21 protein-coding genes, 1 tRNA gene and 2 pseudogenes are annotated in these 23,294 nt (G+C 73.6%); 5 read left to right on the forward strand and 19 right to left on the reverse strand.

The genetic code is table 11. The annotated features are described in order from the left end of the window. Positions 1-11: 11 nt before the first annotated feature. From A5643_RS00080 to A5643_RS00095, 4 genes and pseudogenes are all read right to left on the reverse strand, one after another. Positions 12-1,469, reverse strand: coding sequence for an FAD-binding protein (locus A5643_RS00080; RefSeq protein ID WP_066850987.1), 1,458 nt, complete (start codon positions 1,467-1,469; stop codon positions 12-14). 98 nt (positions 1,470-1,567) lie between these two features. Continuing rightward, on the reverse strand, positions 1,568-2,230 hold the full coding sequence (locus tag A5643_RS00085) for an Rv1815 family serine proteinase (protein WP_066851020.1): 663 nt from the start codon (positions 2,228-2,230) through the stop codon (positions 1,568-1,570). 104 nt (positions 2,231-2,334) lie between these two features. Then, positions 2,335-3,209, reverse strand: a pseudogene (locus A5643_RS00090) (sterol desaturase family protein). A gap of 109 nt (positions 3,210-3,318) precedes the next feature. After that, positions 3,319-4,053, reverse strand: coding sequence for an MgtC/SapB family protein (locus A5643_RS00095; protein ID WP_066850988.1), 735 nt, complete (start codon positions 4,051-4,053; stop codon positions 3,319-3,321). A 132-nt stretch (positions 4,054-4,185) separates the two neighbouring features. Between A5643_RS00095 and A5643_RS00100 the strand changes: the two genes are divergently transcribed. After that, positions 4,186-4,605: a nuclear transport factor 2 family protein gene (locus tag A5643_RS00100; RefSeq protein WP_066850989.1), complete on the forward strand. Its 420-nt coding sequence runs from the start codon at positions 4,186-4,188 to the stop codon at positions 4,603-4,605. 9 nt (positions 4,606-4,614) lie between these two features. Here the strand turns inward: A5643_RS00100 and A5643_RS00105 are convergent, their stop codons facing one another. From A5643_RS00105 to A5643_RS00115, 3 genes are all read right to left on the reverse strand, one after another. Then, positions 4,615-6,354 (reverse strand): ABC transporter ATP-binding protein, encoded by a 1,740-nt coding sequence (locus A5643_RS00105; protein WP_066851021.1) that lies wholly within the window; start codon positions 6,352-6,354, stop codon positions 4,615-4,617. Then, a complete protein-coding gene (locus A5643_RS00110; RefSeq protein WP_066850990.1) occupies positions 6,351-8,957 on the reverse strand; it encodes an ABC transporter ATP-binding protein/permease in 2,607 nt (868 codons plus the stop codon). Before A5643_RS00110 ends, A5643_RS00105 begins: the two co-directional genes overlap by 4 nt. A 90-nt stretch (positions 8,958-9,047) precedes the next feature. Further along, a tRNA-Leu gene (locus A5643_RS00115) sits at positions 9,048-9,130 on the reverse strand. An 84-nt stretch (positions 9,131-9,214) separates the two neighbouring features. Here A5643_RS00115 and A5643_RS00120 point away from each other — a divergent pair. Both A5643_RS00120 and A5643_RS00125 read left to right on the forward strand, forming a co-directional pair. Beyond that, a complete protein-coding gene (locus A5643_RS00120; protein WP_066850991.1) occupies positions 9,215-9,595 on the forward strand; it encodes a hypothetical protein in 381 nt (126 codons plus the stop codon). Next, complete coding sequence (locus tag A5643_RS00125; RefSeq protein WP_066850992.1) at positions 9,592-9,945, forward strand: DUF3817 domain-containing protein; 354 nt, start codon at positions 9,592-9,594, stop codon at positions 9,943-9,945. Before A5643_RS00120 ends, A5643_RS00125 begins: the two co-directional genes overlap by 4 nt. 11 nt (positions 9,946-9,956) lie before the next feature. On the opposite strand, the gene A5643_RS00130 is transcribed toward A5643_RS00125, so the two are convergent. The 11 genes from A5643_RS00130 to clpS all read right to left on the reverse strand — a co-directional run bounded on the left by A5643_RS00130 (position 9,957) and on the right by clpS (position 17,297). Then, positions 9,957-10,556, reverse strand: a complete 600-nt coding sequence (locus tag A5643_RS00130; protein ID WP_066850993.1) for a non-canonical purine NTP pyrophosphatase — start codon at positions 10,554-10,556, stop codon at positions 9,957-9,959. Then, positions 10,553-11,332, reverse strand: coding sequence for a ribonuclease PH (gene rph, locus A5643_RS00135; RefSeq protein WP_066850994.1), 780 nt, complete (start codon positions 11,330-11,332; stop codon positions 10,553-10,555). Before rph ends, A5643_RS00130 begins: the two co-directional genes overlap by 4 nt. A 9-nt stretch (positions 11,333-11,341) precedes the next feature. Then, positions 11,342-12,124, reverse strand: coding sequence for a cyclic nucleotide-degrading phosphodiesterase (locus tag A5643_RS00140; RefSeq protein ID WP_066850995.1), 783 nt, complete (start codon positions 12,122-12,124; stop codon positions 11,342-11,344). A gap of 64 nt (positions 12,125-12,188) precedes the next feature. Then, positions 12,189-13,019, reverse strand: coding sequence for a glutamate racemase (gene murI / locus A5643_RS00145; RefSeq protein ID WP_066850996.1), 831 nt, complete (start codon positions 13,017-13,019; stop codon positions 12,189-12,191). Beyond that, positions 13,016-13,639 (reverse strand): rhomboid family intramembrane serine protease, encoded by a 624-nt coding sequence (locus A5643_RS00150; protein WP_066850997.1) that lies wholly within the window; start codon positions 13,637-13,639, stop codon positions 13,016-13,018. The genes murI and A5643_RS00150 overlap by 4 nt, the downstream gene beginning before the upstream one ends. Continuing rightward, entirely contained in the window at positions 13,630-14,601 is a 972-nt protein-coding gene (locus tag A5643_RS00155; RefSeq protein ID WP_066850998.1) for a cysteine synthase, read from the reverse strand. The genes A5643_RS00150 and A5643_RS00155 overlap by 10 nt, the downstream gene beginning before the upstream one ends. Beyond that, entirely contained in the window at positions 14,598-14,885 is a 288-nt protein-coding gene (locus tag A5643_RS00160; RefSeq protein ID WP_066850999.1) for a MoaD/ThiS family protein, read from the reverse strand. Before A5643_RS00160 ends, A5643_RS00155 begins: the two co-directional genes overlap by 4 nt. 36 nt (positions 14,886-14,921) lie before the next feature. Next, positions 14,922-15,335: a M67 family metallopeptidase gene (locus A5643_RS00165; RefSeq protein WP_066851000.1), complete on the reverse strand. Its 414-nt coding sequence runs from the start codon at positions 15,333-15,335 to the stop codon at positions 14,922-14,924. A gap of 17 nt (positions 15,336-15,352) precedes the next feature. After that, positions 15,353-16,381 carry a P1 family peptidase gene (locus A5643_RS00170; protein ID WP_066851001.1) on the reverse strand — a complete coding sequence of 343 codons (1,029 nt, stop codon included), beginning with the start codon at positions 16,379-16,381 and terminating at the stop codon, positions 15,353-15,355. Beyond that, positions 16,378-16,989, reverse strand: coding sequence for an oxidative stress transcriptional regulator AosR (gene aosR / locus A5643_RS00175; RefSeq protein ID WP_066851002.1), 612 nt, complete (start codon positions 16,987-16,989; stop codon positions 16,378-16,380). The genes A5643_RS00170 and aosR overlap by 4 nt, the downstream gene beginning before the upstream one ends. A gap of 5 nt (positions 16,990-16,994) precedes the next feature. Then, on the reverse strand, positions 16,995-17,297 hold the full coding sequence (gene clpS / locus A5643_RS00180; protein WP_066851003.1) for an ATP-dependent Clp protease adapter ClpS: 303 nt from the start codon (positions 17,295-17,297) through the stop codon (positions 16,995-16,997). 17 nt (positions 17,298-17,314) lie between these two features. Between clpS and A5643_RS00185 the strand changes: the two are divergent. Together A5643_RS00185 and A5643_RS00190 are read left to right on the forward strand one after the other, a co-directional pair. Beyond that, positions 17,315-18,656 (forward strand): annotated as a pseudogene (locus tag A5643_RS00185) (nicotinate phosphoribosyltransferase); the annotation flags it as partial. Beyond that, positions 18,653-20,644: an ATP-dependent DNA helicase gene (locus A5643_RS00190; RefSeq protein WP_066851005.1), complete on the forward strand. Its 1,992-nt coding sequence runs from the start codon at positions 18,653-18,655 to the stop codon at positions 20,642-20,644. The pseudogene A5643_RS00185 and the gene A5643_RS00190, both read left to right, overlap by 4 nt. Here A5643_RS00190 and A5643_RS00195 read toward each other — a convergent pair. After that, positions 20,631-23,207: a glycosyltransferase family 1 protein gene (locus tag A5643_RS00195; protein ID WP_066851006.1), complete on the reverse strand. Its 2,577-nt coding sequence runs from the start codon at positions 23,205-23,207 to the stop codon at positions 20,631-20,633. The two genes, A5643_RS00190 and A5643_RS00195, sit on opposite strands and share 14 nt — an antisense overlap. Positions 23,208-23,294: the final 87 nt, after the last annotated feature.

Below are 23,294 nucleotides of genomic sequence, written 5' to 3' on the forward strand. Positions count from 1 at the left end.
TGGTCATCGTCTCATCGGGCCCGGCGTGCCGCGTGCGCCCCGGCCCGGCGGCCGAAGAACGACCCCTCCCCCAGCTGGGTGCCCGAGGCGTAGCCCTTGCCGTCCTGGGCGATGTTGGCCGCGCACGCCCCGACGGCGTACAGGCCCGGCACCACCGAGCCGTCGGCGCGGCGCACCTCGGCGTCCACGGTGGTCGACAGCCCGCCCAGGGTGAACCCGGCGTACATCGCCTTGCCCAGCGACAGGTCGAAGGCGCCCCACGGCCCGGTGTCCTGCGCGGCCAGGAACTCGGGCTGCTTGTGGAAGTCGGGGTCCTCGCCGCGGGCGGCGGAGGTGTTGTAGCGGTCCAGGGTGGCGACCAGGTTGCCGGTCGGGATGCCCAGGGCCGCTTCCATTTCCGGCACCGTCTCCCAGCCGTCGATCAGCGGCACCAGCGGCACCTGGGGTTTGCGCAGGTGCGCCTCGTCGACGATGAGGAACGCGGCGCTGTCGGGCTGGTCCATCACGAACCCGGAGGTGCGCGAATGGTAGGAGTCCTCGGCGACGAACCGCTGCCCCAGCTTGTTGACGATCACCCCGGTGAGCAGGATCGACGGCGGATACGCCGGCGCGGTGATGAACACCTGATCCATGTGCTCGGTGGCCCCGCCCACCGACATGCCCATCCGGATACCCAGGCCGTCGTCGTAGGTGTTGCCCAGCACGAACGGTTTCTCGGCGAGTTTGGGGGTGTGGGCGGCCACCATCTCCGGGTTCATCACGAAGCCGCCGGCGGCGATGATCACCGCACCGGCGCGGACGGTGCCGGTCTCGGCGAAGCGTTTCCAGCGCACCCCGGTCACCGCCCCGGTGTCGTCGGTGACCAAAGCGGTGGCCCCGGTCTCGTAGCGGATCTGCACGCCGAGCTCGTCGGCGCGTTTGAGCAGCAGGTCGATGACCATCTTGGCGCCCTCGGTGTCGCCGGGCGCGGGCACCTTGTGGCCGCGGGGGGCGGGCACCGCCTCGTGCAGAAACGGCCACACCTTCTCGTTGCCGGTGTACATCAGGCCCTCGGTGCCGGGCTGGATCACCGCCTTCTCCGGGTAGTAGCTGCGTTCGAACTGGAAGCCCAGCTCCTCGAGCCAGTCGAAGTGCTCGACGCTGCCGTCGCAGTACGCGCGGATCTTGGTGGGGTCGGGGTCGCGGGAGACCGCCACCAGGTACTTGTACATCTCCTCGGCGGAGTCGGGATGGCCGGTGGCCTGCTGGACCGCGGTGCCCCCGCCGAGGTAGAAGTGCCCGCCGGCCATCGCGGTGGTGCCGCCGGCCACCGGGGCCCGCTCCAGCACCAGCACCCGGGCGCCGGCGCCGGCCGCCGACACCGCCGCGCAGCCCCCGCCGATGCCGAAGCCGATCACCACCACGTCGACGTCGTCGGAGTAGGTCGCCACGTCGGCCGCCGGTACCGGGCTGGGGATCTCGGTGCTCACTGCTGCTCCTGGGGGATCTGGACGATTAGCTGGACAGGTGTCTGGGCAGGTGCATCCAACGGGAGCAGGATAACCCAGCCGCCCGGAACCCCCGGCGCTCAGGCGGGCGCGGTGTCCTGCCGGACCTGCTCGTTGGCGGCCTGCCAGGACACCGCCGCCGGAAAGTCGCCCCAGGTGCTGTTGAACAGCCCGACCATCCGCGCCACCCCGTCGGGCCCGATCACATACACCGGCCCGCCGGAGTCGCCCCGGCCGCTGACCACCCCGTTGGTCATGGTGAACCAGCCGTTGTTGACCCGCTCGACCTCCCCGCAGCTCTCCCCGGTGATGACCCCGAAGTGGCAGACCGGGGTGCCGGCCGCCAGCGGCGGGGTCGGCTCGGCGCGCAGCACCCGCCCGCCGGGCAGGATGTCGTTGACCGCGACGTCGGGCGCCAGCGCGATCACCTCGTAGTCGGCGATCACCTCGTCGGTGTTCACCGTCGCCCCGTCGGGGGTGTTGTCCCGGAACACCGCCAGCGTGCCCAGCGGCCGCCCGGCGGCGTCGGTGACCGGTCCGCTGCCCCGGCAGTGCCCGGCGGTGAAGGCGACCCGCGCCACCGTGTCGACGTAGCCCAGGGTGCACAGGTTGTTGTCCTGATGGATCGCCATGCCCGGGAACACCAGCACCGGATCCGACCAGGCGGGGGCGGGCAGGCTGACGGCGACCAGGGCGGCCGCGAGGGCCGTCGCGGCGACTCCACGTTGGACCAGGCGGCGCACCTTCGACTCCGATCCCTCGAGCCGGGTGGGAACCGGCGCGAACCAGGCCCGCAACGGGCGTTGCCGAGATTACCGCCGGACGGCCGCGAAACGTTACCGCCGGCTCAGGCCGGCACGTGGCGGGCGGCCGGATCCGCGGTGCGCGGCCGCCAGCCGGGCGGGCCGAAGACGTAGCCGAGCCGGTCGCGCAGCCGGCGCGCGCCCGCGACGTCGCGGGCCATCGCGACGTACTCGTGGGTCTGCAGCGTCCAGATGTTGAACGTGTCGACCTGGGTGGTCAGCCCGTAGTGCGGGCGGAACGTCTCGGGTTGAAAGGTGCCAGCAGCCGGTCCCAGATGATCAGGATGCCGCCGTAGTTCTTGTCCAGGTACGGCGCGTCCATGCCGTGGTGCACCCGGTGATGCGACGGCGTGTTGAACACGAACTCGATCGGGCGGGGCAGCCGGTCGATGCGCTCGGTGTGCACCCAGAACTGGTAGATCAGGCTCACCGAGAAGCTGGCGAACACCATCCACGGCGGAACACCCAACAGCGGCAACGGGATCCACATCAGGATCTCGCCGCTGTTGTTCCATTTCTGGCGCAGCGCGGTGGCGAAGTTGAAGTACCGGCTGGAGTGGTGGGCCTGGTGGGTGGCCCACACCAGCCGGACCCGGTGAGCCATCCGGTGATACAGGTAATAGAGCAGGTCCACCCCGAGCAGCGCGATCGCCCAGGTGTACCAGGCGGTCGCCGGCAGCTGCCACGGCGCGACGTAGGCGAACAGCGCCGCATAGCCCACCAGCGCCAGCGCTTTCCACGCCGTGGTGGTGGCGACCGACACCAGCCCCATCGAGATGCTGGCCCAGGCGTCGCGCTGCTGATAGCCGCCGGGTGCGGGCCGGCCGCCCTCGAGGTGCTCGAGTTTGCGGGCGGCCGCCCATTCCAGGACGAGCAGCAGCAGGAAGAACGGGATCGCGAAGAGCACCGGGTCGCGCATCGGGGCCGGCAGTCCCGACCACACGGCCGACCCGACCTCGGTGAACACGGACACCGGAAGACACCTCCGAGCAGCGGCCGCGAGCGCCGCTGGAGCCGAGCTTAGCCGCTCAATCCCGCTCGGCCAGACCGAAGGCCGCCGAACCGGCGCGCTCGTCGGCGTACCAGTGCACCGCCTCCACCCCCGACTGCAGCGACAGGTTGGCGACCAGGCGCTCCAGCCGGCCGGTGGCCTCGCCGTCGACCAGCAGCTGCGCGGTGAGCACGGTGTCGCCGTCGTCGTCGCGGCCGGTGCGCAGCCCGTGCAGCAGCAGGTCGTCGCCGCGCAGGTTGCGCACCAGCTGCGCGCGCAGCACCTGCTCGCGTTCGGGTTGGCAGACCACCTGCACCTGGTAGGGCCGCGGGTCGTGGTCCTCCTCGATGTGGTGGTCGCGGTCGATCAGCCGGCCCAGCGGCCGGCCCAGCAGGTGGGTGCCGACGACCGCGGCGGTGGCCACGCCCCCGAAGACCAGGTGCCCGCCGGCGGCGAGCACCCCCACCGCCGCCGAACACCACAGCGTCGCGGCGGTGTTGAGGCCGCGGACGTTGAACCCCTCCCGCAGGATCACCCCACCGCCGAGGAAGCCGACACCGGAGACCACGTAGGAGGCCACCCGGGTCGGGCTGCCGACGTCGTCGGCGGCCACCGAGTACAGCACGAACAGGGTGGCGCCCGCGGCGACCAGCGCGTTGGTGCGCAGGCCGGCCATCCGGGCCCGCCACTGCCGCTCCAGCCCGATCAGCGCCCCGCACCCCAACCCGACACCCAGGCGGATCGCGAAGTCGGCCAGGGTCAGTGTCTGCACGATGCGGCTCCTCCCGGTGGGCGTCTCCAGTCTGACCGATCCCGCCGCCGGCGTCTTGTTGACCCGGGTGGGGGCCCGTGTTAAGCAGGACCGCGCGACGCCCTCGGCGCGTCCGGTGAGAAAGGCGACGGTGTGGACCTGCAACGGATCGGCGACGAACTGGCGATCGCGGCGCTGCTGCACCGCTACGCGCGGGCGGTGGACACCCGCGACTGGGCGCTGTACCGCTCGGTGTTCACCGACGACGCCACCATCGACTACGTCTCGGCCGGGGCGATCGCCGGGGGCCGTGACGAGGTGGCCGACTGGCTGGCCGCCGCGACGGCCGCCATCCCGATGAGCCTGCACCACATCACCAACATCGAAGCCGAGGTGCACGGCGACACCGCGACGGTGCGGGCGATGTTCTACAACCCGATGCAGCTGCCCGGGCTGGACTCCCCCAGCTTCTTCGGCGGCTATTACCACCATGAGCTGGTGCGCACCGCCGACGGCTGGCGCAGCCGCGCGCTGCGCGAGGAGACCGTCTGGACGCAGAACCCGCCGGGCTGACCCGCCGCGCTAACCGGCGGCGATCTGCCAGCTCGCCGCGTCGTGCTGCTCCTGCCAGAACCGGGCGAACCGGCCCCCGGCGGCGAGCAGTTCGGCCGGGGCGCCGTCCTCGACGATGCGGCCGTCCTGCAGGAACAGCACCCGGTCGGCCTGGCGGATGCTGGCCAGCCGGTGGGCCACCACCACCCGGGTGCGCGGGCGGGGATCGGCGGTGAGCGCGGCGACCACGGCGGCCTCGTTCTCGGTGTCCAGCGCGCTGGTCGCCTCGTCGACCAGCAGCACCGGCGCCGGTTTGAGCAGGGCGCGCGCGATCGAGACCCGCTGACGCTCCCCGCCGGACAGTGCGGTACCGCCCTCCCCGACCGTCGAGTCCGCGCCGTCGGGCAGCCGGGCGGTGATCTCGTCGACCCGCGCCAGCCGCAGCGCGCGCTGGTAGTCGGTTTCCTCGGCGGTGGGGTCGCCGGCGCGCACGTTCGCCGCGATCGAGCCGTCGAACAGGTACGGGTGCTGGAACACCACGCTGGTCGCGGCGCGCCGGCTGTCCAGGTCCAGTGCGGCGGTGTCCACCGCGTCGAGCAGCACCCGGCCCGCGCCGGGCTGGTGCAGCCCGGCGATCAACGCCAGCACGGTGCTCTTGCCCGACCCGGACGGCCCGACGATCGCGGTGGTGGTGCCCGGCGCCAGCCGGAAGCTGATCCCGTCGAGCACCGGGGCGGGGGCGCCCGGGTAGCCGAAGGTGACGTCGTCGAACACCACCGCCGGGGCGGTGCCGGCCGCGGGCAGCGTGCCGGTGCCCGCCGCGGTGGCGGGCGCGGTGAGCACCGCCTCGATGCGCTCGAGGGTGGCGCGGGTGGAGCCCAGCGCCGGCCCCAGCTCGGCGATCGTGGTGAACGGCTCCAGGTAGCGCACGATCACCACGATCAGCGCGACCGCCTCGGCCACCCCGAGCGCGCCGGTGACGGTCAGCGCGGCGGCGGTGCCGGCCAGGATGATCAGCGCCAGCTGGTTGACCAGGCTGAACAGCAGCTGGCCCGGGATCTGCATGCGCAGCAGCCGCATCAGCGCGCCGTGTTGGGTGGCCACCGCCCGCCCCACCAGGCTGCGGGCCGGTTCGGCGCGCCGCGCCGCGCGCAGCGCCGGCTGGGTGCGGGCGAACTCGATGATCCGCTCGGTCAGTTCCGCGTTGGCGGTGTCGGCGGCGGCGTCGGCGGTGCGGGCCAGCCGCACCGAGGCGGCCAGCGCACCCAGCAGCAGCGGCACCCCGGCCAGCGCGGCCAGCGCCAGCGGCACCGAGATCGGCAGCAGCGCCACCGCGATCGCGGCGGGCAGCAGCGCCGCGGTCGCCAGCGGCGCCGCGAGGTAGACCAGCAGCCCCAGCAACTCCGGGCCGGTGGCGGCGATGGCCTGCCGGGCCGTCGCGGTGGTGTCGGCGGTGAACCAGTCCAGCCGGACGGCGGCCAGCCGGTCGGCGACCTTGTGCTGGGCCCGGTCCAGCACCGCGAACCCGAGGGCGAACCCGAGCCGGCCGGCCGCGGCGTCGATCACCCAGCCGGCCACGGTCGCGGCGGTGAGCCAGCCCAGCCAGCCCAGGGCGCGGGCGGGGGTGTCGGAGAACAGGGCGCCCAGCAGCGGAACCAGCAGCACCACCCCGCCGGCGCGCACCACCACCGACAGCGCGGTCAGCGCCAGGTAGCCGGCGAAGCGGCGGCGCTGGTCGGCGGGGATCAGCACCCGCAGCGTCGCGATCATCGGGCCGCCTCCGCGAGCCGGCCGGCCTGCCCGCTGCGCCACAGCCGCTGGTAGCGGCCCTCGGCGACGACCAGTTCGTCGTGGGTGCCGCGTTCGACGATGCGACCGTGGTCGAGCACCACGATCTGGTCGGCCCCGGTGATGGTGTGCAGCCGGTGGGCGATCACCAGCACGGTGCGGTTCTCGGTGAGCCGGGTCAGGGCCTGCTGCACCAGGTACTCCGATTCGGGGTCGGCGAAGGCGGTGGCCTCGTCGAGGATGAGCACCGGGGTGTCGGCGAGCAGGGCGCGGGCGATGGTGAGCCGCTGGCGTTCCCCACCGGACAGGGTGCTGTCGGCGTCGAGCACGGTGGCATAGCCGTCGGGCAGGGCCAGGATCCGGTCGTGGATCTGGGCGTCGCGGGCGGCGGCGTGGACCGCCTCGGCGGGGGCGTCGGGCACCGCCAGTGCGATGTTGTCGAAGACGCTGCCGCGCACCAGCTGGGTGTCCTGCAGCACGAACCCGACCTCGCGGTAGAGCTCGTCGGCGCTGCGGGTGCGGATGTCGCGCCCGCCCACCCGGATCGCCCCGGCGTCGACGTCGTGGAACCGGGCCAGCAGCGCCGCCAGCGTCGACTTGCCCGAGCCCGACGGCCCGACCAGGGCGGTCACCGTGCCGGGCGCCAACCGCAGGGTCACGTCGTGCAGCACCGGCACCCCGGGCCGGTAGCCGAAGCTCACCGCGTCGAACTCGACCGCCGCGTCGGGGGCGGCGCCGCCGGCGGAGACGCCGTCGGCGGGGGTGACGTCGAGTTCGGGCTCGTCGAAGGCGGTCTGCAGCCGGCGGGCCGCCAGCAGGCCGGCGCTGATCCCGCCGAGGCCGTAGCCGATGCCCAGCAGCCGGGTGCCGAACGTGGTGCCCAGCACCAGGAACGGCAGCACGGTGAGCGGGTCCATCCGGTCGGTGACCACCAGCAGGGTGCCCGCGGTGACGATCAGCCACAGGAAGGTCGACGGCCGGGTCGCCAGGTCCATCAGCGTCTTCTTGCCGGTCAGCGGCCGCTGCCAGCCGACCAGGAACTCCAGGTACTCGCCGAGGCGGGCCCGGAACGTGGAGGCGGCGGCGCCGCCGAACACCCGGATCACCGGCTGGGCGGCCAGGTAGGCGCCGGCTTCGGTGTTCATCGTCTCCGACCAGCGCTGCGCCTGGGTGATGCGGGAGCTGGACTGCACCGACATCACCGACATCAACACCAGGTAGACCAGCACCGGCGCCAGCAGCAGCAGCCCCAGCCGCCAGTCGACGACGAACAGGTAGCCCAGCACCGCCACCGGGGCGACCACCGCGGCGACCGCGTCCGGGATGGCGTGGGTGACCAGGTAGTGCAACGCCAGGGTGTCGTCGTTGACCAGTTGCTTGATCGAACCCGACCCGCGGGCGGTGAACCAGCCCAGCGGCACCCGGGCGAGCTTGCCCAGCAGCCGCTTTCGCACATCCCGGGCGAAGCGGGCGTCGACGACGTGCAGCCACAGCGTCAGCGCGGCCCCCAGCAGCGCGCCGCCGCCCAGCAGCGCCACCGCCGCGACCCCGACCGGCCACAGCCGCTCCGGCGGGTCGCCGGCCAGCAGCCGCCGGGCCAACTCCACCAGCAGCACGAACGGGGCCAGTTCGGTGAGGGTGATCACCGCCTGCAGCACCCCGGCGATCGCGATGGGCGTCCGCAGCGGGCGCAGCAGCCGCCCGGCCGCCTGCGCCTTCCAGGTGCCCGGCACCGGGGCCGGCGCGGCCCCGGCGGCGGGGGTCTCGGGGGTGACGGTGGGCGCCTCGGGCGCGTCGGCGGTTGCCGGGGTGGGTTCGGGGGCGGGTTCGGCGGTGGTCGAGCGCAACGTGCCCATGGCGCGTCCCGCGCTCCAGTAGGCGTGGGCGTGCACCTCGGATTTGGGGAACCCGAACGCGTCGCGCAGCCGGGCCCGGACATGTTTGAGGCTGCCGGCTTCCGCGGTGGCCCAGGCGTACCAGTTCGACCAATCCCGGGTCTCGAGCGCCTCGGCCAGCGTGGCGGGGCCGCGGCGGGCCACCCAGTGGGTGCGCAGCCGCGGATGCTCGGCCAGCGGGATCAGCGGGTCGTTGTCGTCGTGCTGCTCCAGGTAGAGCTCGACGGGGACGTCGTCGGGGACGGTGGCGATGATGCCGTTGATCCCGGGAATGGAGGCCGCGTCCCCGATCAGCAGGTAGCCGGCGGGCTGTTCGTCGGGGACCACGAACCGCGTCGAGCCCATCATCGACATCACCGCGATGGTGTCGCCGGGCGCGGCGGTGCGCGCCCAGCGCGACGCCGGCCCGGCCGGCTCGTGCACCAGCATGTCCACGGCGAACTCGCCGGTGGCCGGGTCGGCCTCGGTCAGGGTGTAGGCGCGCTGGAACTCGGTGGCCGACCCGTCCGGGTCGGGGAACCAGAACCGCAGCCAGGCCGCCGGCTCGGGGGCGGCGTCGTCGAACAGGGTCGGCGAGACCATCCGCACCCGCACGAAATGCGGGGTCTGCCATGCGGTTTCGACGACCGTGGCGTGGTGGTCGCGGGCCCCGAAGCCGCGCAGCACCATGCCCTGCAGGCCGCGCGCCATCAGCGCTGAACTCCGGCCACTGTGCACCACCCGTCTGGTCGTCGGTTTAGCTAAGGGTTACCTTACTCGACGGGGTGGCGGTCGCCGCGGTGCGGGCGGAGGGACTCGAACCCTCACGCTCAACGAGCACCGGCACCTAAAGCCGGCATGTCTGCCAATTCCATCACGCCCGCGAAGCTTGGAATCCTACCGCCTGGCGAACCGGCCCGGCCCGCCGCGCACGCGGGCCGGATACCCCCACGCGGTACGGTTTGGGTATGTCCACTACACGGCGTAGAAGACCGGCGCTGGTGCTGCTGGTCATCCTCGCCGCCACCGGCTGCCTGGCGCTGGGCTGGTGGCAGTGGACCCGGTTCGAGTCGGCGTCGGGCAGCTTCCAGAACCTCGGCTACGCCCTGCAGTGGCCGCTGTTCGCCGGGTTCTGCGTCTACGCCTACCGCAAATTCGTCCGCTACGAGGAGGAGCCGCCGGAGCTGCCCGCCGACCGCGGCGTCACCGAGGTCCCCGAGGGCCTGCTGCCGCCGCGCCCCGCCGCCGCGTCCGCCCCCGCCGACGATCCCGCCCTGGCCGAGTACAACGCCTACCTGGCCGAACTCAACCGCACCGACCCCGACAACGAGAACAGGACCCGCGCATGACCACCCCCGACCTGGCCCCACCCGCCGGCGCCGCGCCCGTGGAGAAGATCCGCACCGCCCTGCTCGGCTACCGGGTGCTGGCCTGGGCCACCGGTCTGTGGCTGATCGCGCTCTGCTACGAGATGGTGCTCAAGTACATCGTGCAGGTCGAGAACCCGCCGACCTGGATCGGCGTCGTGCACGGCTGGGTGTACTTCGTCTACCTGCTGTCCACGCTGAACCTGGCGACCAAGGTGCGCTGGCCGGTGGTCAAGACCCTCGGCATCCTGGTCTCGGGCACGATCCCGCTGCTGGGCATCATCGTCGAGCACTTCCAGACCAAGACGGTCAAGGCCCGCTTCGGGCTCTAGCCGCCCGCCGGTCAGGCCAGTTCGCGCAGCGCCGGCAGCAGCCGCGCCAGCGCCCGGCCGCGGTGCGAGGCCGCGTCCTTCTCCGCCGGGCTCAACTGCGCGGCGGTCAGCGCCGAACCCGCCGGCACGAACACCGGGTCGTAGCCGAAGCCGCCGTCGCCGCGCGGCTCGCGGGCGATCGACCCGGCCCACTCCCCGCGCACCACGGTCTCCCCGGCCGGCCCGACCAGCGCGCAGGCCGAGACGAACGCGGCGCCGCGACGCGCGTCGGGCACGTCGGACAGCTGGGCGAGCAGCAGCGCGGTGTTGGCCGCGTCGGCGCCGTGCCGGCCCGACCAGCGCGCCGACAACACCCCGGGCATCCCGCCCAGCGCCGCCACCGCCAGCCCGGAATCGTCGGCGACACAGGGCAGCCCGGTCGCGGCGTAGCCGTCGCGAGCCTTGACCAGCGCGTTCTCCTCGAAGGTCGGCGCGGTCTCGGGGGTCTCGGGAAACGGGGCCACCTCGTCGAGCCCGACCACCTCGATGCCGCGCAGCCCGGCGCCGTCGAGCACCCGGCGCAGCTCGGCCAGCTTCTTGGGGTTGCGGCTGGCCACCAGCAGCCGGGTCAGCTGCCGAACGCTTTCTTCGGCTCCGGCCCCTCGGGCAGCTCCCCGGGGTAGGGCCGCTCCAGCGCCTCGCGCTGCACCCGGAATAGGGTCTCGCAGCCGGCCAGCGCGGAGTCGAGCATCTTGTCCAGCGTGGACCGCGGGAACGTCGCCCCCTCCCCGGTGCCCTGGATCTCGACCAGGGTGCCGGTGTCGGTGGCGACGACGTTCATGTCCACCTCGGCGCGGACGTCCTCCTCATACGGCAGGTCCAGGCGCACTCGGCCGTCGACCACCCCGACGCTGACCGCGGCGATCGCGCAGGACAGCGGCCGCGGATCGGACAGCTTGCCCGCCGCCGACAGGTAGGTGACGGCGTCGGCCAGGGCGACATAGGCGCCGGTGATCGCCGCGGTGCGGGTGCCGCCGTCGGCCTGCAGCACGTCGCAGTCCACCGCGATGGTGTTCTCCCCCAGCGCGGCCAGGTCGATGCAGGCCCGCAGCGAGCGGCCCACCAGCCGGCTGATCTCCTGGGTGCGGCCGCCGACGCGGCCCTTCACCGACTCCCGGTCGCTGCGGGTGTGGGTGGCCGCGGGCAGCATGGCGTACTCGGCGGTGAGCCAGCCCAGCCCCGAGCCCTTGCGCCAGCGCGGCACCCCCTCGGTGACGCTGGCGGTGCACATCACCCGGGTCTGGCCGAACTCGATCAGCACCGACCCGGCCGGGTGGCCGGTGAAGCCGCGGGTGATCCGGACCGGGCGCAGCTCGTCGTCGAGGCGGCCGTCTTCGCGTGTGGACACCCGCCAACCCTAACCGGTGGCGGGCGCACCGATCTGGATGGTCTCGTCGCAGGACACCGCATGCACCGGCCCGTCGAACTCGGCCTTGGCCTCGTTGATGACGTCCTCGCGCGCCGTCCACGGCGGGATGTGGGTCAACAGCAGTTCCCCGACCCCGGCCGCCTTGGCGATCTGGCCGGCCTCGGTGCCCGACAGGTGCAGGTTGCGGGGCCGGTCGGGGCTGTGCGTCCACGACGCCTCGCACAGGAACACGTCGGCGTCGCGGGCCAGCTCGACCACCGAGTCGCAGATGCCGGTGTCGCCGCTGTAGACCAGCGAGGTGCCCGCCGGGTCGGTGAACCGCAGCCCGAACGAGTCGGTGGGGTGGCACACCGCCATCGGCAGCACGGTCAGCGAGCCGATCGTCACCGGCTCGCCGTCGCCCCACACCCGCACGTCGAAGATGTCGGAGAAGTCGTCGACCTCCCCGCCGTACGGCGACGACGCCGCCCCCAGCCGCAGCGCGGTGTCGCTGGGCCCGTACATCACCGCCCGACCCACCGGCGCCGCCGGGTGGAACCGCCGCCACACGAACAGTCCCGGCAGGTCCAGGCAGTGGTCGGCGTGCAGGTGTGAGAGCAACACGTCCACCGAGCCGGGATCGACATAGCGTTGCAGCGCGCCGAGCACGCCGCCGCCGAAATCAATGACCAGGGGCGGGGTGTCGGGAGCCCGCAGCAGATACCCCGATGCCGGCGATTCCGGACCGACGACACTGCCGGAACAGCCGAGCACGGTGAGTTGCACGGACACTACTGTGCCACGTTCGAGGCGATGATGGCCAAGCGATCGCCGAGACGCGCCGGTTTGCCCGGTTCTACCCTCGGCCGTGGCCCGGGGCCGGTTCCACCGCGGAGATCACCGGGCCCAGAAAGCGGGCCGCCAGCGCGGTGAACGCCGCCGGGTCGCCGGTCGCCTCGAACCGCCGCAGCGGCGGACGGGCCGCCGGCTCCGCCGGGTGCGGGCGCAGCAGGTCGGCCTCGGTGAGCACCCGTAGCAACTCCTTGGCGGTCTCCTCGGCGCTGGAGACCAGCGTCACCTGCTCGCCCATCACCAGCTGGATCAACCCCGACAGCAGCGGGTAGTGGGTGCAGCCCAACACCAGGGTGTCGACCCCGGCGCGCTGCAGCGGCTCCAGGTAGCCCTCCGCCAGCCCCAGCACCTGCCGGCCGCTGGTGACGCCGCGCTCGACGAAGTCGACGAAGCGCGGACAGGCCGCCGCGGTGATCTGCACGTCGCGGGCGGCGGCGAAGGCGTCCTGGTAGGCGTGGCTGGTGATGGTCGCGCTCGTGCCGATCACCCCGATGCGCCCGTTGCGGGTGGCCGCGACCGCCCGGCGCACCGCGGGCAGGATCACCTCGACCACCGGCACCGGGTAGCGCTCCCGGGCGTCGCGCAGGCACGCCGACGACGCCGAGTTGCAGGCGATCACCAGCGCCTTCACCCCGCGGTCGACCAGGTCGTCGCCGATGGCCAGGGCGTGGCCGCGGATCGCCGGGATGCTCAGCGGGCCGTACGGGCCGTTGCCGGTGTCGCCGACGTAGATGATGTCCTCGTCGGGCAACTGGTCGATGATCGCGCGGGCCACGGTCAGCCCGCCGACCCCGGAGTCGAACACCCCGATCGGGGCCAGCGCGTCCGGCTTCACGTCGGCCGCCGGGACAGCACCACCGCCGCCAGCACCCCGGCGACGGCCCCGCACAGGTGGCTCTGCCAGGACACCCCGCTGCAGCTGGTCAGCTCGGGCAGCGCGCCCAGCAGCACCCCGCCGTAGGCGAACAGCACCACCAACCCGGTGACGATGTCCGCGGCCCGGCGCACCAGCCAGCCGTACACGATGAGGAACGCCAGCCAGCCGAAGATCAGGCCGGACGCGCCGATGTGGATGCCGGCGAACCGGCAGCCGCCCAGATCCCCGATCAGCCAGGTGCCCAGCCCGCCGGCCAGCCAGATGATCGCGGTCGCCCACCAGAACCGGGCGCGGCCGCGCAGCGCCAGCAGAAACCCCAGCACCAGCAGCGGGCCGGTGTTGGCGATCAGGTGCGTCCAGCTGGCGTGCAGCAGCGGCGCGACCAGGATGCCCAGCAGCCCGTCGGTCTGCAGCGGGCGGATGCCGTAGCGGTCCAGCCGGTGCCCGAGCAGCTGGTCGACCAGCTCGATGAGGTAGAGCGTGGCCACGAAGCACAGCACGGTGGCCCCGCCGACCTGCCAGGCCGGGCGGGCCCCGCCCGGCCGCGGGGTGGCCGCCGGGCGCCCGGTTACGCCCACAGCTGGCCTTCCAGGGCCTCCTCGGCGTCGTCGATGCTGCCGCTGTAGGCGCCGGTCGACAGGTATTTCCAGCCGGCGTCGGCGACGACGAACGCGATGTCGGCCCGCTGCCCGGCCTTCAGTGCCTTGGCGCCCAGTCCCAGCGCCGCGTGCAGCACCGCGCCGGTGGAGATGCCGGCGAAGATGCCCTCGGCCTCGATGAGCTTGCGGGTGCGGCGCACCGCGTCGACGCTGCCGACCGAGAACCGGGTGGTGAGCACCTCCGGGTCATACAGTTCGGGCACGAACCCCTCGTCGATGTTGCGCAGCGCGTAGACGCCCTCGCCGTAGCGGGGCTCGGCGGCCACGATCGCCACGCCGGGCACCTGCTCGCGCAGGAACCGGCCGGTGCCCATCAGCGTGCCGGTGGTGCCCAGCCCGGCCACGAAATGGGTGATCTCGGGCAGGTCGGCGAGCAGCTCGGGGCCGGTGCCCTCGTAGTGCGAGGCGGTGTTGGCCGGGTTGCCGTACTGGTAGAGCATCACCCAGTCGGGGTGCTCGCCGGCCAGCCGCCGGGCGGTGGCCACCGCGGTGTTCGACCCGCCCTCGGCCGGGGAGTAGATGATCTCCGCGCCGTAGAGCTCGAGCAGCTGGCGCCGTTCGATCGAGGTGTTCTCCGGCATCACGCAGATCAGCCGGTAGCCCTTGAGCCGGGCCGCCATCGCCAGCGAGATGCCGGTGTTGCCGCTGGTGGGCTCCAGAATCGTCGCGCCCGGCGACAGCAGCCCGTCGGCCTCGGCCTCCTCGATCATCCGCAGCGCGGGGCGGTCCTTGATCGAACCGGTCGGGTTGCGGTCCTCCAGCTTCGCCCACAACCGCACGTGCGGGCCGTCGGGTCCGTCGTCCCAGCGCGGGGAGAGCCGCGGCAGCCCGACCAGCGGCGTGTTGCCCAGCGCCTCCAGCAGCGACTCGTGGCGGGTCATGCGCTCCCGCCCGCCACCGCGGGCAGGATCGTGACCGAGTCGCCGTCGGAGATCTCGGTGTCCAGGCCCCCGGAGAACCGCACGTCCTCGTCGTTGACGTAGATGTTGACGAACCGGTGCAGCTTGCCCGGCCGCTCCGGGTCGACCAGGCGGTCGGCGATGCCGGCGTAGTTGGCCTCCAGGTCGTCGATGACCGCCTGCAGGGTGGCGCCGCTGGCCGAGACACGCTTCTCACCGCCGGTGTGCGGGCGCAGGATGGTGGGAATCGACACGGTGACGCTCATCGGGGCCTCTCTGGTCGGGGTTCGGAACTTGCCAGGCTAATACTGCTGCACGACTTCGACCGGTTCCTCGGTCACCACCCCGTCACGGATGCGGTAGCTGCGCAGCTCGTGGTGCTCGGGGTCGCGGGTGGAGATCAGCACGTAGTGCGCCTCGGGTTCGGCGGCCAGCGCGACGTCGGTGCGGCTGGGGTAGGCCTCGGTGGCGGTGTGCGAGTGGTAGATGACCACCGGCTCCTCCCCCGCGTCCTCCATCGCCCGCCACACCCGCAGCTGCTCCTGGGAGTCGAACCGGTAGAAGGTCGGCGACCGCTCGGCGTTGAGCATCGCGATGTGCCGCTGCGGCCGGTCGGAGCCCTCCGGCCCGGCCAGCACCCCGCACGCCTCGTCGGGGTGGTCGGCGCGGGCGTGGCGGACCATCGCGTCGACCAGATCGGCCCGAATCACCAGCACGACAACACTCCTCGGTCTCAGCGCAACGCCCCGGGCAACACGTCCCGGTAGGTGGGTATTCCGGCGACCGGTTCGGCGGCGAGCACCCCGGCCAGCACCGCGCGGGCCAGGGTGTCGGCGGCGGCGGCCCCCACCACCGCGGCCGCCCCGGTCTCCGGGGACAGCCCGTCGGGGGTGTCCGGCGCCGACGGCACGGTCACCGCGCCGGTCGCCAACGTGAACACCGTATCGCCGTCGAGCGGGGTGTGGGCCGGTCGGATGGTGTGCGCCAGACCGTCCTGGGCGGCGATCGCGACCCGGCGGCAGCCCGCCGGGCTGAGCGCGGCGTCGGTGGCGACCACCGCGATCGTGGTGTTCAGCGACCCGAATTTGGGCTCCAGCGCGGCGAACGCGCCGACCTGCTCGGCCGGCGGCGGCGTCAGCCCGAACTCGGCGGTCAGATCCGCCGCCCACGGCAGGCCGGTGGCCGGGTCGGCGACGCTGCCGGCGCAGTTGACCACCACCACCGCGCCGACGGTGACCTCGACCTCGCCGATCGCAACGGTCGTGGCCGCGGTGCCCACCCCGCCCTTGAGCACCCCGGCGCGCGCCCCGACTCCGGCGCCGACGGTGCCGGACGGGCAGGTCGCGGTGGCCGCCGCGGCGGCGGCGTAGCCGAACTCCGCGGTCGGGCGGCGCCCCCAGTCCCCCACCGGCAGGTCGAAGATGACCGCCGCCGGCACGATCGGCACCAACCCGCCGTCGAGGCGCAGGCCGCGGTCGTGCTCTTCGAGCCAGGTCATCACCCCGTCGGCGGCGGCCAGCCCGTAGGCGCTGCCGCCGCTGAGCACCACCGCGTCGACGAAGCGCACGCTGTTGGCGGGGTCCAGCAGGTCGGTTTCGCGGGTGCCCGGCGCCCCGCCGCGGCAGTCGACCGCCCCGACGGTGCCGGGCGGGGCGAGGACGACGGTGGTGCCGCACGCCCAGCCGCGCCCGGGGGCGGCGTCGGCGTCGAGGCGCTGGAAATGACCCACCCGGATGCCGGCGACGTCGGTGATCGCGCTCACCGCTGCCCCATCAGCGCCAGCACCAGGTACTCCTGCATCCAGGTCAGCCACTGGTAGACGTCGAGGTGCCCGGCCATCGGATGGTCGGCGGGCAACCGCTCGGGACCGTGCGGGCCGACCCCGAGCATGGTGCCCAGCGCCAGCCGCAGGTCGTTGATCGCGGCGATCCAGGCGTTGGCGTCGTCCTCGGAGAGCTCGAAGCGGCCGCCCTGAAGCGGCAGCGTCGCCAGCACCCGCTGCGCCGCTTCACGTTTCGCGTCGATGATCTGCGGTTCGTGCAGGCTGCGCAGCGCCGCGTTGAGGCCCGCCGTCTCCGGGTCGTCGGTCTCGTCCGTGCCGTCCGCGGTGTGCTGCGGATCGCCCTCGGGCTCCCCGCGATGGAAGTCGGGCAGCAGCCGGCCCAGGGTCGCGTCGTCGGGCGCGGCGGAGTGGCCGGTCCGCATCCCGGTGATCTCCTCGAGCTCGTCGCGCGGCGCGGCGGCCTCCCGCTCGTCGAGCATCTCCACCAACGAACCCACCAGGTTCGCCAGCACCGCGGCCTCGCGGTTGTCCACCGCCGAGCGGAACCGCGGACCCGCGGCAGTGTCGACCCGCTTCCAGGTGCGCACGCCGCTCAGCGGTCCTGCTGCAGGGTGGCCCACAGGCCGGCGGCGTGCAGCTTGGTCACGTCGACCTCCATCTCCTCCCGGCTGCCCGCCGACACCACCGCCTTGCCCTCGTGGTGCACCTGCAGCATCAGCTTGGTGGCGTGCGGTTCGCTGTAGCCGAAGATCTTCTGGAAGACGTAGGTCACGTAGTTCATCAGGTTGACCGGGTCGTCCCACACGATGGTCACCCAGGGACTGGTCGGCGCGTCGACCGGGTCGTCGCGGCGCTGCTCGGTGGTGTCCGGCCTGGCCGGCGCTGACGCAGCCATGGCTCCCAGGATAGCGAGGCCCGCCACCGGCGCAGCCGATACCGTAGCGGTGTGACCGACTCGGCCGCCGCGGGCCTGCTCACCGACAAATACGAGCTGACCATGCTCGCTGCGGCGCTGGCCGACGGCACCGCCCGGCGGCGCACCACCTTCGAACTGTTCGCCCGGCGGCTGCCCTACGGGCGCCGCTACGGGGTGGTGGCCGGCACCGGGCGGCTGCTGGAGCTGTTGCCCCGGTTCCGGTTCGGCGAGCCGGAGCTCACCGCCCTGGCCGGCTTCCTCGACCCCGCCACCCTGGACTACCTGGCCGAGTTCCGGTTCCGCGGCGACATCGACGGCTACCCCGAGGGCGAGCTGTACTTCCCCGGCTCCCCGGTGCTGTCGGTGCACGGCAGTTTCGCCGAGGGCGTGGTGCTGGAGACCCTGGCGCTGTCGGTGTTCAACCACGACTGCGCGGTCGCCTCCGCCGCCGCCCGCATGGTGGTCGCGGCCGCGGGCCGCCCGCTGATCGAGATGGGCTCGCGGCGCACCCACGAGAAGGCGGCGGTCGCCGCCGCCCGCGCCGCCTACCTGGCCGGGTTCACCGCCAGCTCCAACCTGGCCGCCCACCGCCGCTACGCGATCCCGGCGGCGGGCACCAGCGCGCACTCGTTCACCCTGCTGCACACCGGCTGCCACGACGGCGCACCGGTGCCCGACGAACGGGCCGCGTTCCGCGCCCAGGTCGCCGCCCTGGGCACCGACACCACCCTGCTGGTCGACACCTACGACGTGACCGCCGGGATCGCCAACGCGGTCGGGGTGGCCGGCCCCGAGATCGGTGCCATCCGCATCGACTCCGGTGACCTGGGGGTGCTGGCCCGGCAGGCCCGCGACCAGCTCGACCGGCTCGGCGCCACCGCCACCCGCATCGTGGTCTCCGGCGACCTCGACGAGTACGCCATCGCCGAGCTGCGCGCCGACCCGGTCGACAGCTACGGCGTGGGCACCGCCCTGGTCACCGGCTCCGGCGCGCCGGCGGCCGGCATGGTCTACAAACTCGTCGAGGTCGACGGCGTCCCGGTGCAGAAACGCAGCACCCGCAAACGCTCCGAGGGCGGCCACAAACAGGGCACCCGGCTGGCGCGGGCCAGCGGCACCGTCACCGAGGAGATCGTGCACCCGGCCGGCCGCCCACCCGCCGCCGAGCACGCCCGCCCGCTGACCGTGCCGCTGGTGCGCGGCGGCGAGGCGGTGAGCGCCGCCACCCTCGCCAGCGCGCGGGACCGGGTGGCCGCCGGGCTGCGGTCGCTGCCCTGGGAGGGGCTCAAGCTCTCCGCCGGGGAGCCGGCGATCCCGACCGTGCGGACCGGCGGGTGAAGGTAGCGGACCTGCTGGCGACCGCGGTGGCAGCCGTCGGCGGCAGCCACCGGCCGGGCCAGCTCGCGATGGCCGAGGCGGTGGCCCACGCCGTCGACAGCGGCGAACACCTGGCGGTGCAGGCCGGCACCGGCACCGGCAAATCGCTGGCCTATCTGGTGCCCGCCATCGCCAGCGCGGTCACCCGGGACTCCCCGGTGGTGGTCTCCACGGCCACGATCGCTCTGCAACGTCAGCTGGTCGACCGGGACCTGCCCCGACTGGCCGAGGCGCTCGGTGAAGCGCTGCCCCGCCCACCGCGGTTCGCGCTGCTCAAGGGGCGACGGAACTACCTGTGCCTCAACAAGATCCACAACGGCGCCACCGACGAGGAGCTGCCGCAGGAGGAACTGTTCAACCCGGCCGCGGCCAGCGCGCTGGGCCGCGACGTGCAGCGGCTCACCGCCTGGGCGGAGACCACCGACACCGGCGACCGCGACGATCTGCGCCCCGGGGTGCCCGACCGGTCGTGGCGGCAGGTCAGCGTCGCCGCGCGGGAGTGCCTCGGCGCGGCCCGCTGCCCGCTGTCGGCCGACTGTTTCGCCGAGCACGCCCGGGCGCGGGCCGGCACCGCCGACATCGTCGTCACCAACCACGCGCTGCTGGCCATCGGCGCCCTCGGCGACCACGCCGTGCTGCCCGACCACCACCTGCTGGTCGTCGACGAGGCGCACGCGCTGGTCGACCGGGTCACCGCGGCGGCCACCGGCGAGCTCACCGCACCGGCGCTGACCGCCGCCACCCGCCGGGTGTCCCGGCTGATCGGCCCGGAGCCGCTGCAGCGGCTGGAGGCCGCCGCCACCACGTTCGCCTCGGTGCTCCACGACGTCGGCGGCGACCGGCCGGGCCGGATGGACTTCCTCGACGAGGAACTGGCCACCCACCTCGCGGCGCTGCGCGACGCCGCGGGCGCGGCCCGCGCGGCCATCGACACCGGACCGACCGACCCGCGGGCCGCCGCCGCCCGGATCGAGGCCGCGGCCGCGCTCGGCGAGATCGCCGAGGTCGCCGCGCGGGTGCTGGCCTCGTTCGAACCGGCGATCACCGAGCGCACCGACGTGGTCTGGGTCGACCCGGAGGAGACCCGCGGCGCGGTGCTGCGCATCGCCCCGCTGGCGGTGGCCGACACCCTGCGCACCCGGCTGTTCAGCCGCGCCACCACGGTGCTGACCTCGGCCACCCTGACCGTCGGCGGCTCGTTCGACGCGATGGCCCGCGGCTGGGGACTGGCCGGCGCGGAGGACGGCGCCGGCGCCGACGACGCCCCGCGCTGGGTCGGGGTGGACGTCGGCTCCCCGTTCGAGCACGCCAAAGCCGGCATCCTCTACCTGGCCGCCCACCTGCCCCCGCCCGGGCGGGAGGCCGGCGGCTCGGCCGAACAGCTCACCGAGATGGCCGAGCTGATCACCGCCGCCGGCGGGCGAACCCTGGGGCTGTTCTCCTCGATGCGGGCGGCGCGGGCGGCCGCCGACGCGCTGGCCGACCGGCTCGACACCCCGGTGCTCTGCCAGGGCGAGGACACCACCTCCGCGCTGGTGGAGAAGTTCGCCGCCGACGAGGCCACCTCGCTGTTCGGCACCCTGTCGCTGTGGCAGGGCGTCGACGTGCCCGGCCGGTCGCTGTCGCTGGTGCTCATCGACCGGATCCCGTTCCCCCGCCCCGACGACCCGCTGCTCAGCGCCCGGCAGCGCGCGGTCACCGCCCACGGCGGCAACGGCTTCCTCACCGTGGCCGCCGGGCACGCCGCGCTGCTGCTGGCCCAGGGCGCGGGCCGGCTGCTGCGCGGTGTCGAGGACCGCGGCGTGGTCGCCGTGCTCGACTCGCGGATGGCCACCGCCCGCTACGGCGGGTATCTGCGGGCCTCGCTGCCGCCGTTCTGGGTGAGCACCGACCCGGCCACGGTCAAGGCCGCCCTGACCCGGCTGCGCGACCCCGCTACGCCAGGGTGACCAGCCCCAACTCGGCGCTGTCGGCCAGCATCGGATGCTGCGGCAGCACCCGCACGGTGTAGCCGACCGGTCCGGCCAGCGGCAACGCGATGGTGGCGCGGAACGTCTCCTGGCCGTCCCCGCCGCCGACGTGGGTCATGGCCGTCGGCACCGGCTCCACCAGCACATCGCCGGCGTCGACGCGGCCCAGCACCGCCTGCACCTGCACCTGGTCCGGCGCTAGGCCGTCGAGGTGCACGGTGGCGGTCAGGGTCAGCTCCGCGCCCAGCACCGGGGTGTCGGGCAGGCCGGAGGCGTCCACATCGGTGATCGACAGCCGCGGCCAGGCCGCCTCGACCCGGCGGCGGTAGTCGGTGACGTCGCGGGCCGGCCCGAACTGCCCGTCGGCGCCGACGACGGCGCGCAGTGCGTGCGCCGCGGGGGTGTAGTAGTTCTCGACGTACTCCCGCACCATGCGGGAGGCCAGCACCTTCGGGCCCAGCGTCTGCAGGGTGTGGCGCACCATCTCGATCCAGCGCGCCGGCACACCGTTGCGGTCGCGGTCGTAGAACTTCGGCGTCACCGCCTGCTCCAGCAGGTCGTAGAGGGCGCCGGCCTCCAGGTCGTCGCGGCGCTCCTCCTCGGCGACCCCGTCGGCGGTGGGGATCTCCCAGCCGTTCTCACCGTCGAACCACTCGTCCCACCAGCCGTCGCGGATCGAGAGGTTCAACCCGCCGTTGAGGGCGCTTTTCATCCCCGAGGTGCCGCACGCCTCCAGCGGCCGCAGCGGGTTGTTCAGCCACACGTCGCAGCCCCAGTACAGCCGCCGCGCCATCGACATGTCGTAGTCGGGCAGGAACGCGATCCGGTGCCGCACCTCCGGGCGGTCGGCGAACTGCACCACCTGCTGGATGAGGGCCTTGCCGCCGTCGTCGGCCGGGTGGGACTTGCCCGCGACGATCAGCTGCACCGGGCGCTGCTCGTCGAGCAGCAGCCGCTCGAGCCGCTCGGCGTCGCGCAGCATCAACGTCAGCCGCTTGTAGGTCGGCACCCGGCGGGCGAACCCGATCGTGAGCACGTCAGGGTCGAACGCGGTCGCGATCCAGCCGAGCTCGGCCTCCGAGGCGCCGCGATCCAGCCACGACCGGCGCAGCCGCGCCCGGATGTCGGCCACCAGCTGGGCGCGCAGCTGCGAGCGGATCCACCACAGCTGGCCGGCGTCGACCTGCTGCAGCCGCTGCCACACCGCCGGTTCGCTCAGCGAGTCCGAGCCGGCCAGCTGACGGCCCAGCGTCAGCCACTGCGGGGCCGCCCAGGTCGGCGCGTGCACCCCGTTGGTGATCGAGCCGATCGGCACCTCGTCGCGGTCGAAGCCCGGCCACAGGTCGTTGAACATGGCCCGGCTGACCCGCCCGTGCAGCAGCGACACCCCGTTGGCGCGCTGCGCCAGCCGCAGCCCCAGGTGCGCCATGTTGAACATCGCCGGGTCGTCCTCAGCGCCCAGCGCCAGTACCCGCTCCGCGGGCACCCCGGGCAACATCGCGTTGTCGCCGGCGTCGGTGAAATAGCGCTGCACCAGCTCCACCGGGAATCGGTCGATGCCGGCGGGCACCGGGGTGTGGGTGGTGAACAGGGTCGAGGCGCGCACCACGGTCAGGGCGCTGTCGAAGTCCAGCCCGGACTCGGTGACCAGCTCCCGGATGCGCTCCAGGCCCAGGAACCCGGCGTGGCCCTCGTTCATGTGGAACACCTCCGGGGCGGGCAGGCCCGTCAGCGCGGTGTAGGCGCGCACCGCGCGGGTCCCGCCGACCCCGGCCAGGATCTCCTGGCGGATCCGGTGCTCCTGGTCGCCGCCGTAGAGCCGGTCGGTGACCCCGCGCAGCACGTGCGGGTTCTCCGGTATGTCGGAGTCCAACAGCAGCAGCGGCACCCGGCCGACCTGGGCCACCCACACCCGGGCGCGCAGCCGGGCGGTGTCGGGCAGCGCCACCTCGACCAGCACCGGGGCGCCGGTGGCGCCGGTGAGCAGCCGCAGCGGCAGCCCTTGGGGGTCCAGCGGCGGGTAGGTCTCGCGCTGCCAGCCGTCGGCGGTCAGCGACTGCCGGAAGTACCCCGACCGGTAGTACAGCCCCACCCCGATCAGCGGCACCCCCAGATCCGAAGCGGATTTGAGGTGGTCACCGGCGAGGATGCCCAGCCCGCCGGAGTAGTTCGGCAGCACCTCGGCCACCCCGAACTCCATCGAGAAGTAGGCGATCCCGGCCGGCAGGGCGGCGCCGGCCTGCTGTTGCTGCTGGTACCACAGCGGCCGGCTCAGGTAGTCGCGCAGGTCGGCGGCGATCGCGTCGAGCCGGGCGGTGAACGCCTGGTCGGTGGCCAATTCGTCCAGCCGGCCCGGCTTCACCGAGCCCAGCAGCGCCACCGGGTCGTGCCCGCAGCGCTCCCACAGCTCCGGGTCGATCGCCGCGAACAGGTCCTTGGTCGGCTTCTCCCACGACCAGCGCAGGTTTACCGAGAGCTCATCGAGGGCAGCCAGCCGGTCAGGCAGGTGGGCACGGACACTGAATCGGCGCAGGGCTTTCACGCGTCGTTAGCTTACTGACGACAGGCGGCCCGGACAGGACACTACGGTGTGAGGAGACGCACGCGTCGCGGCGCGGCGACGGAAAAC

The organism is Mycobacterium sp. 1274756.6 (assembly GCF_001668625.1).
Classification (GTDB): Bacteria; Actinomycetota; Actinomycetes; order Mycobacteriales; family Mycobacteriaceae; genus Mycobacterium.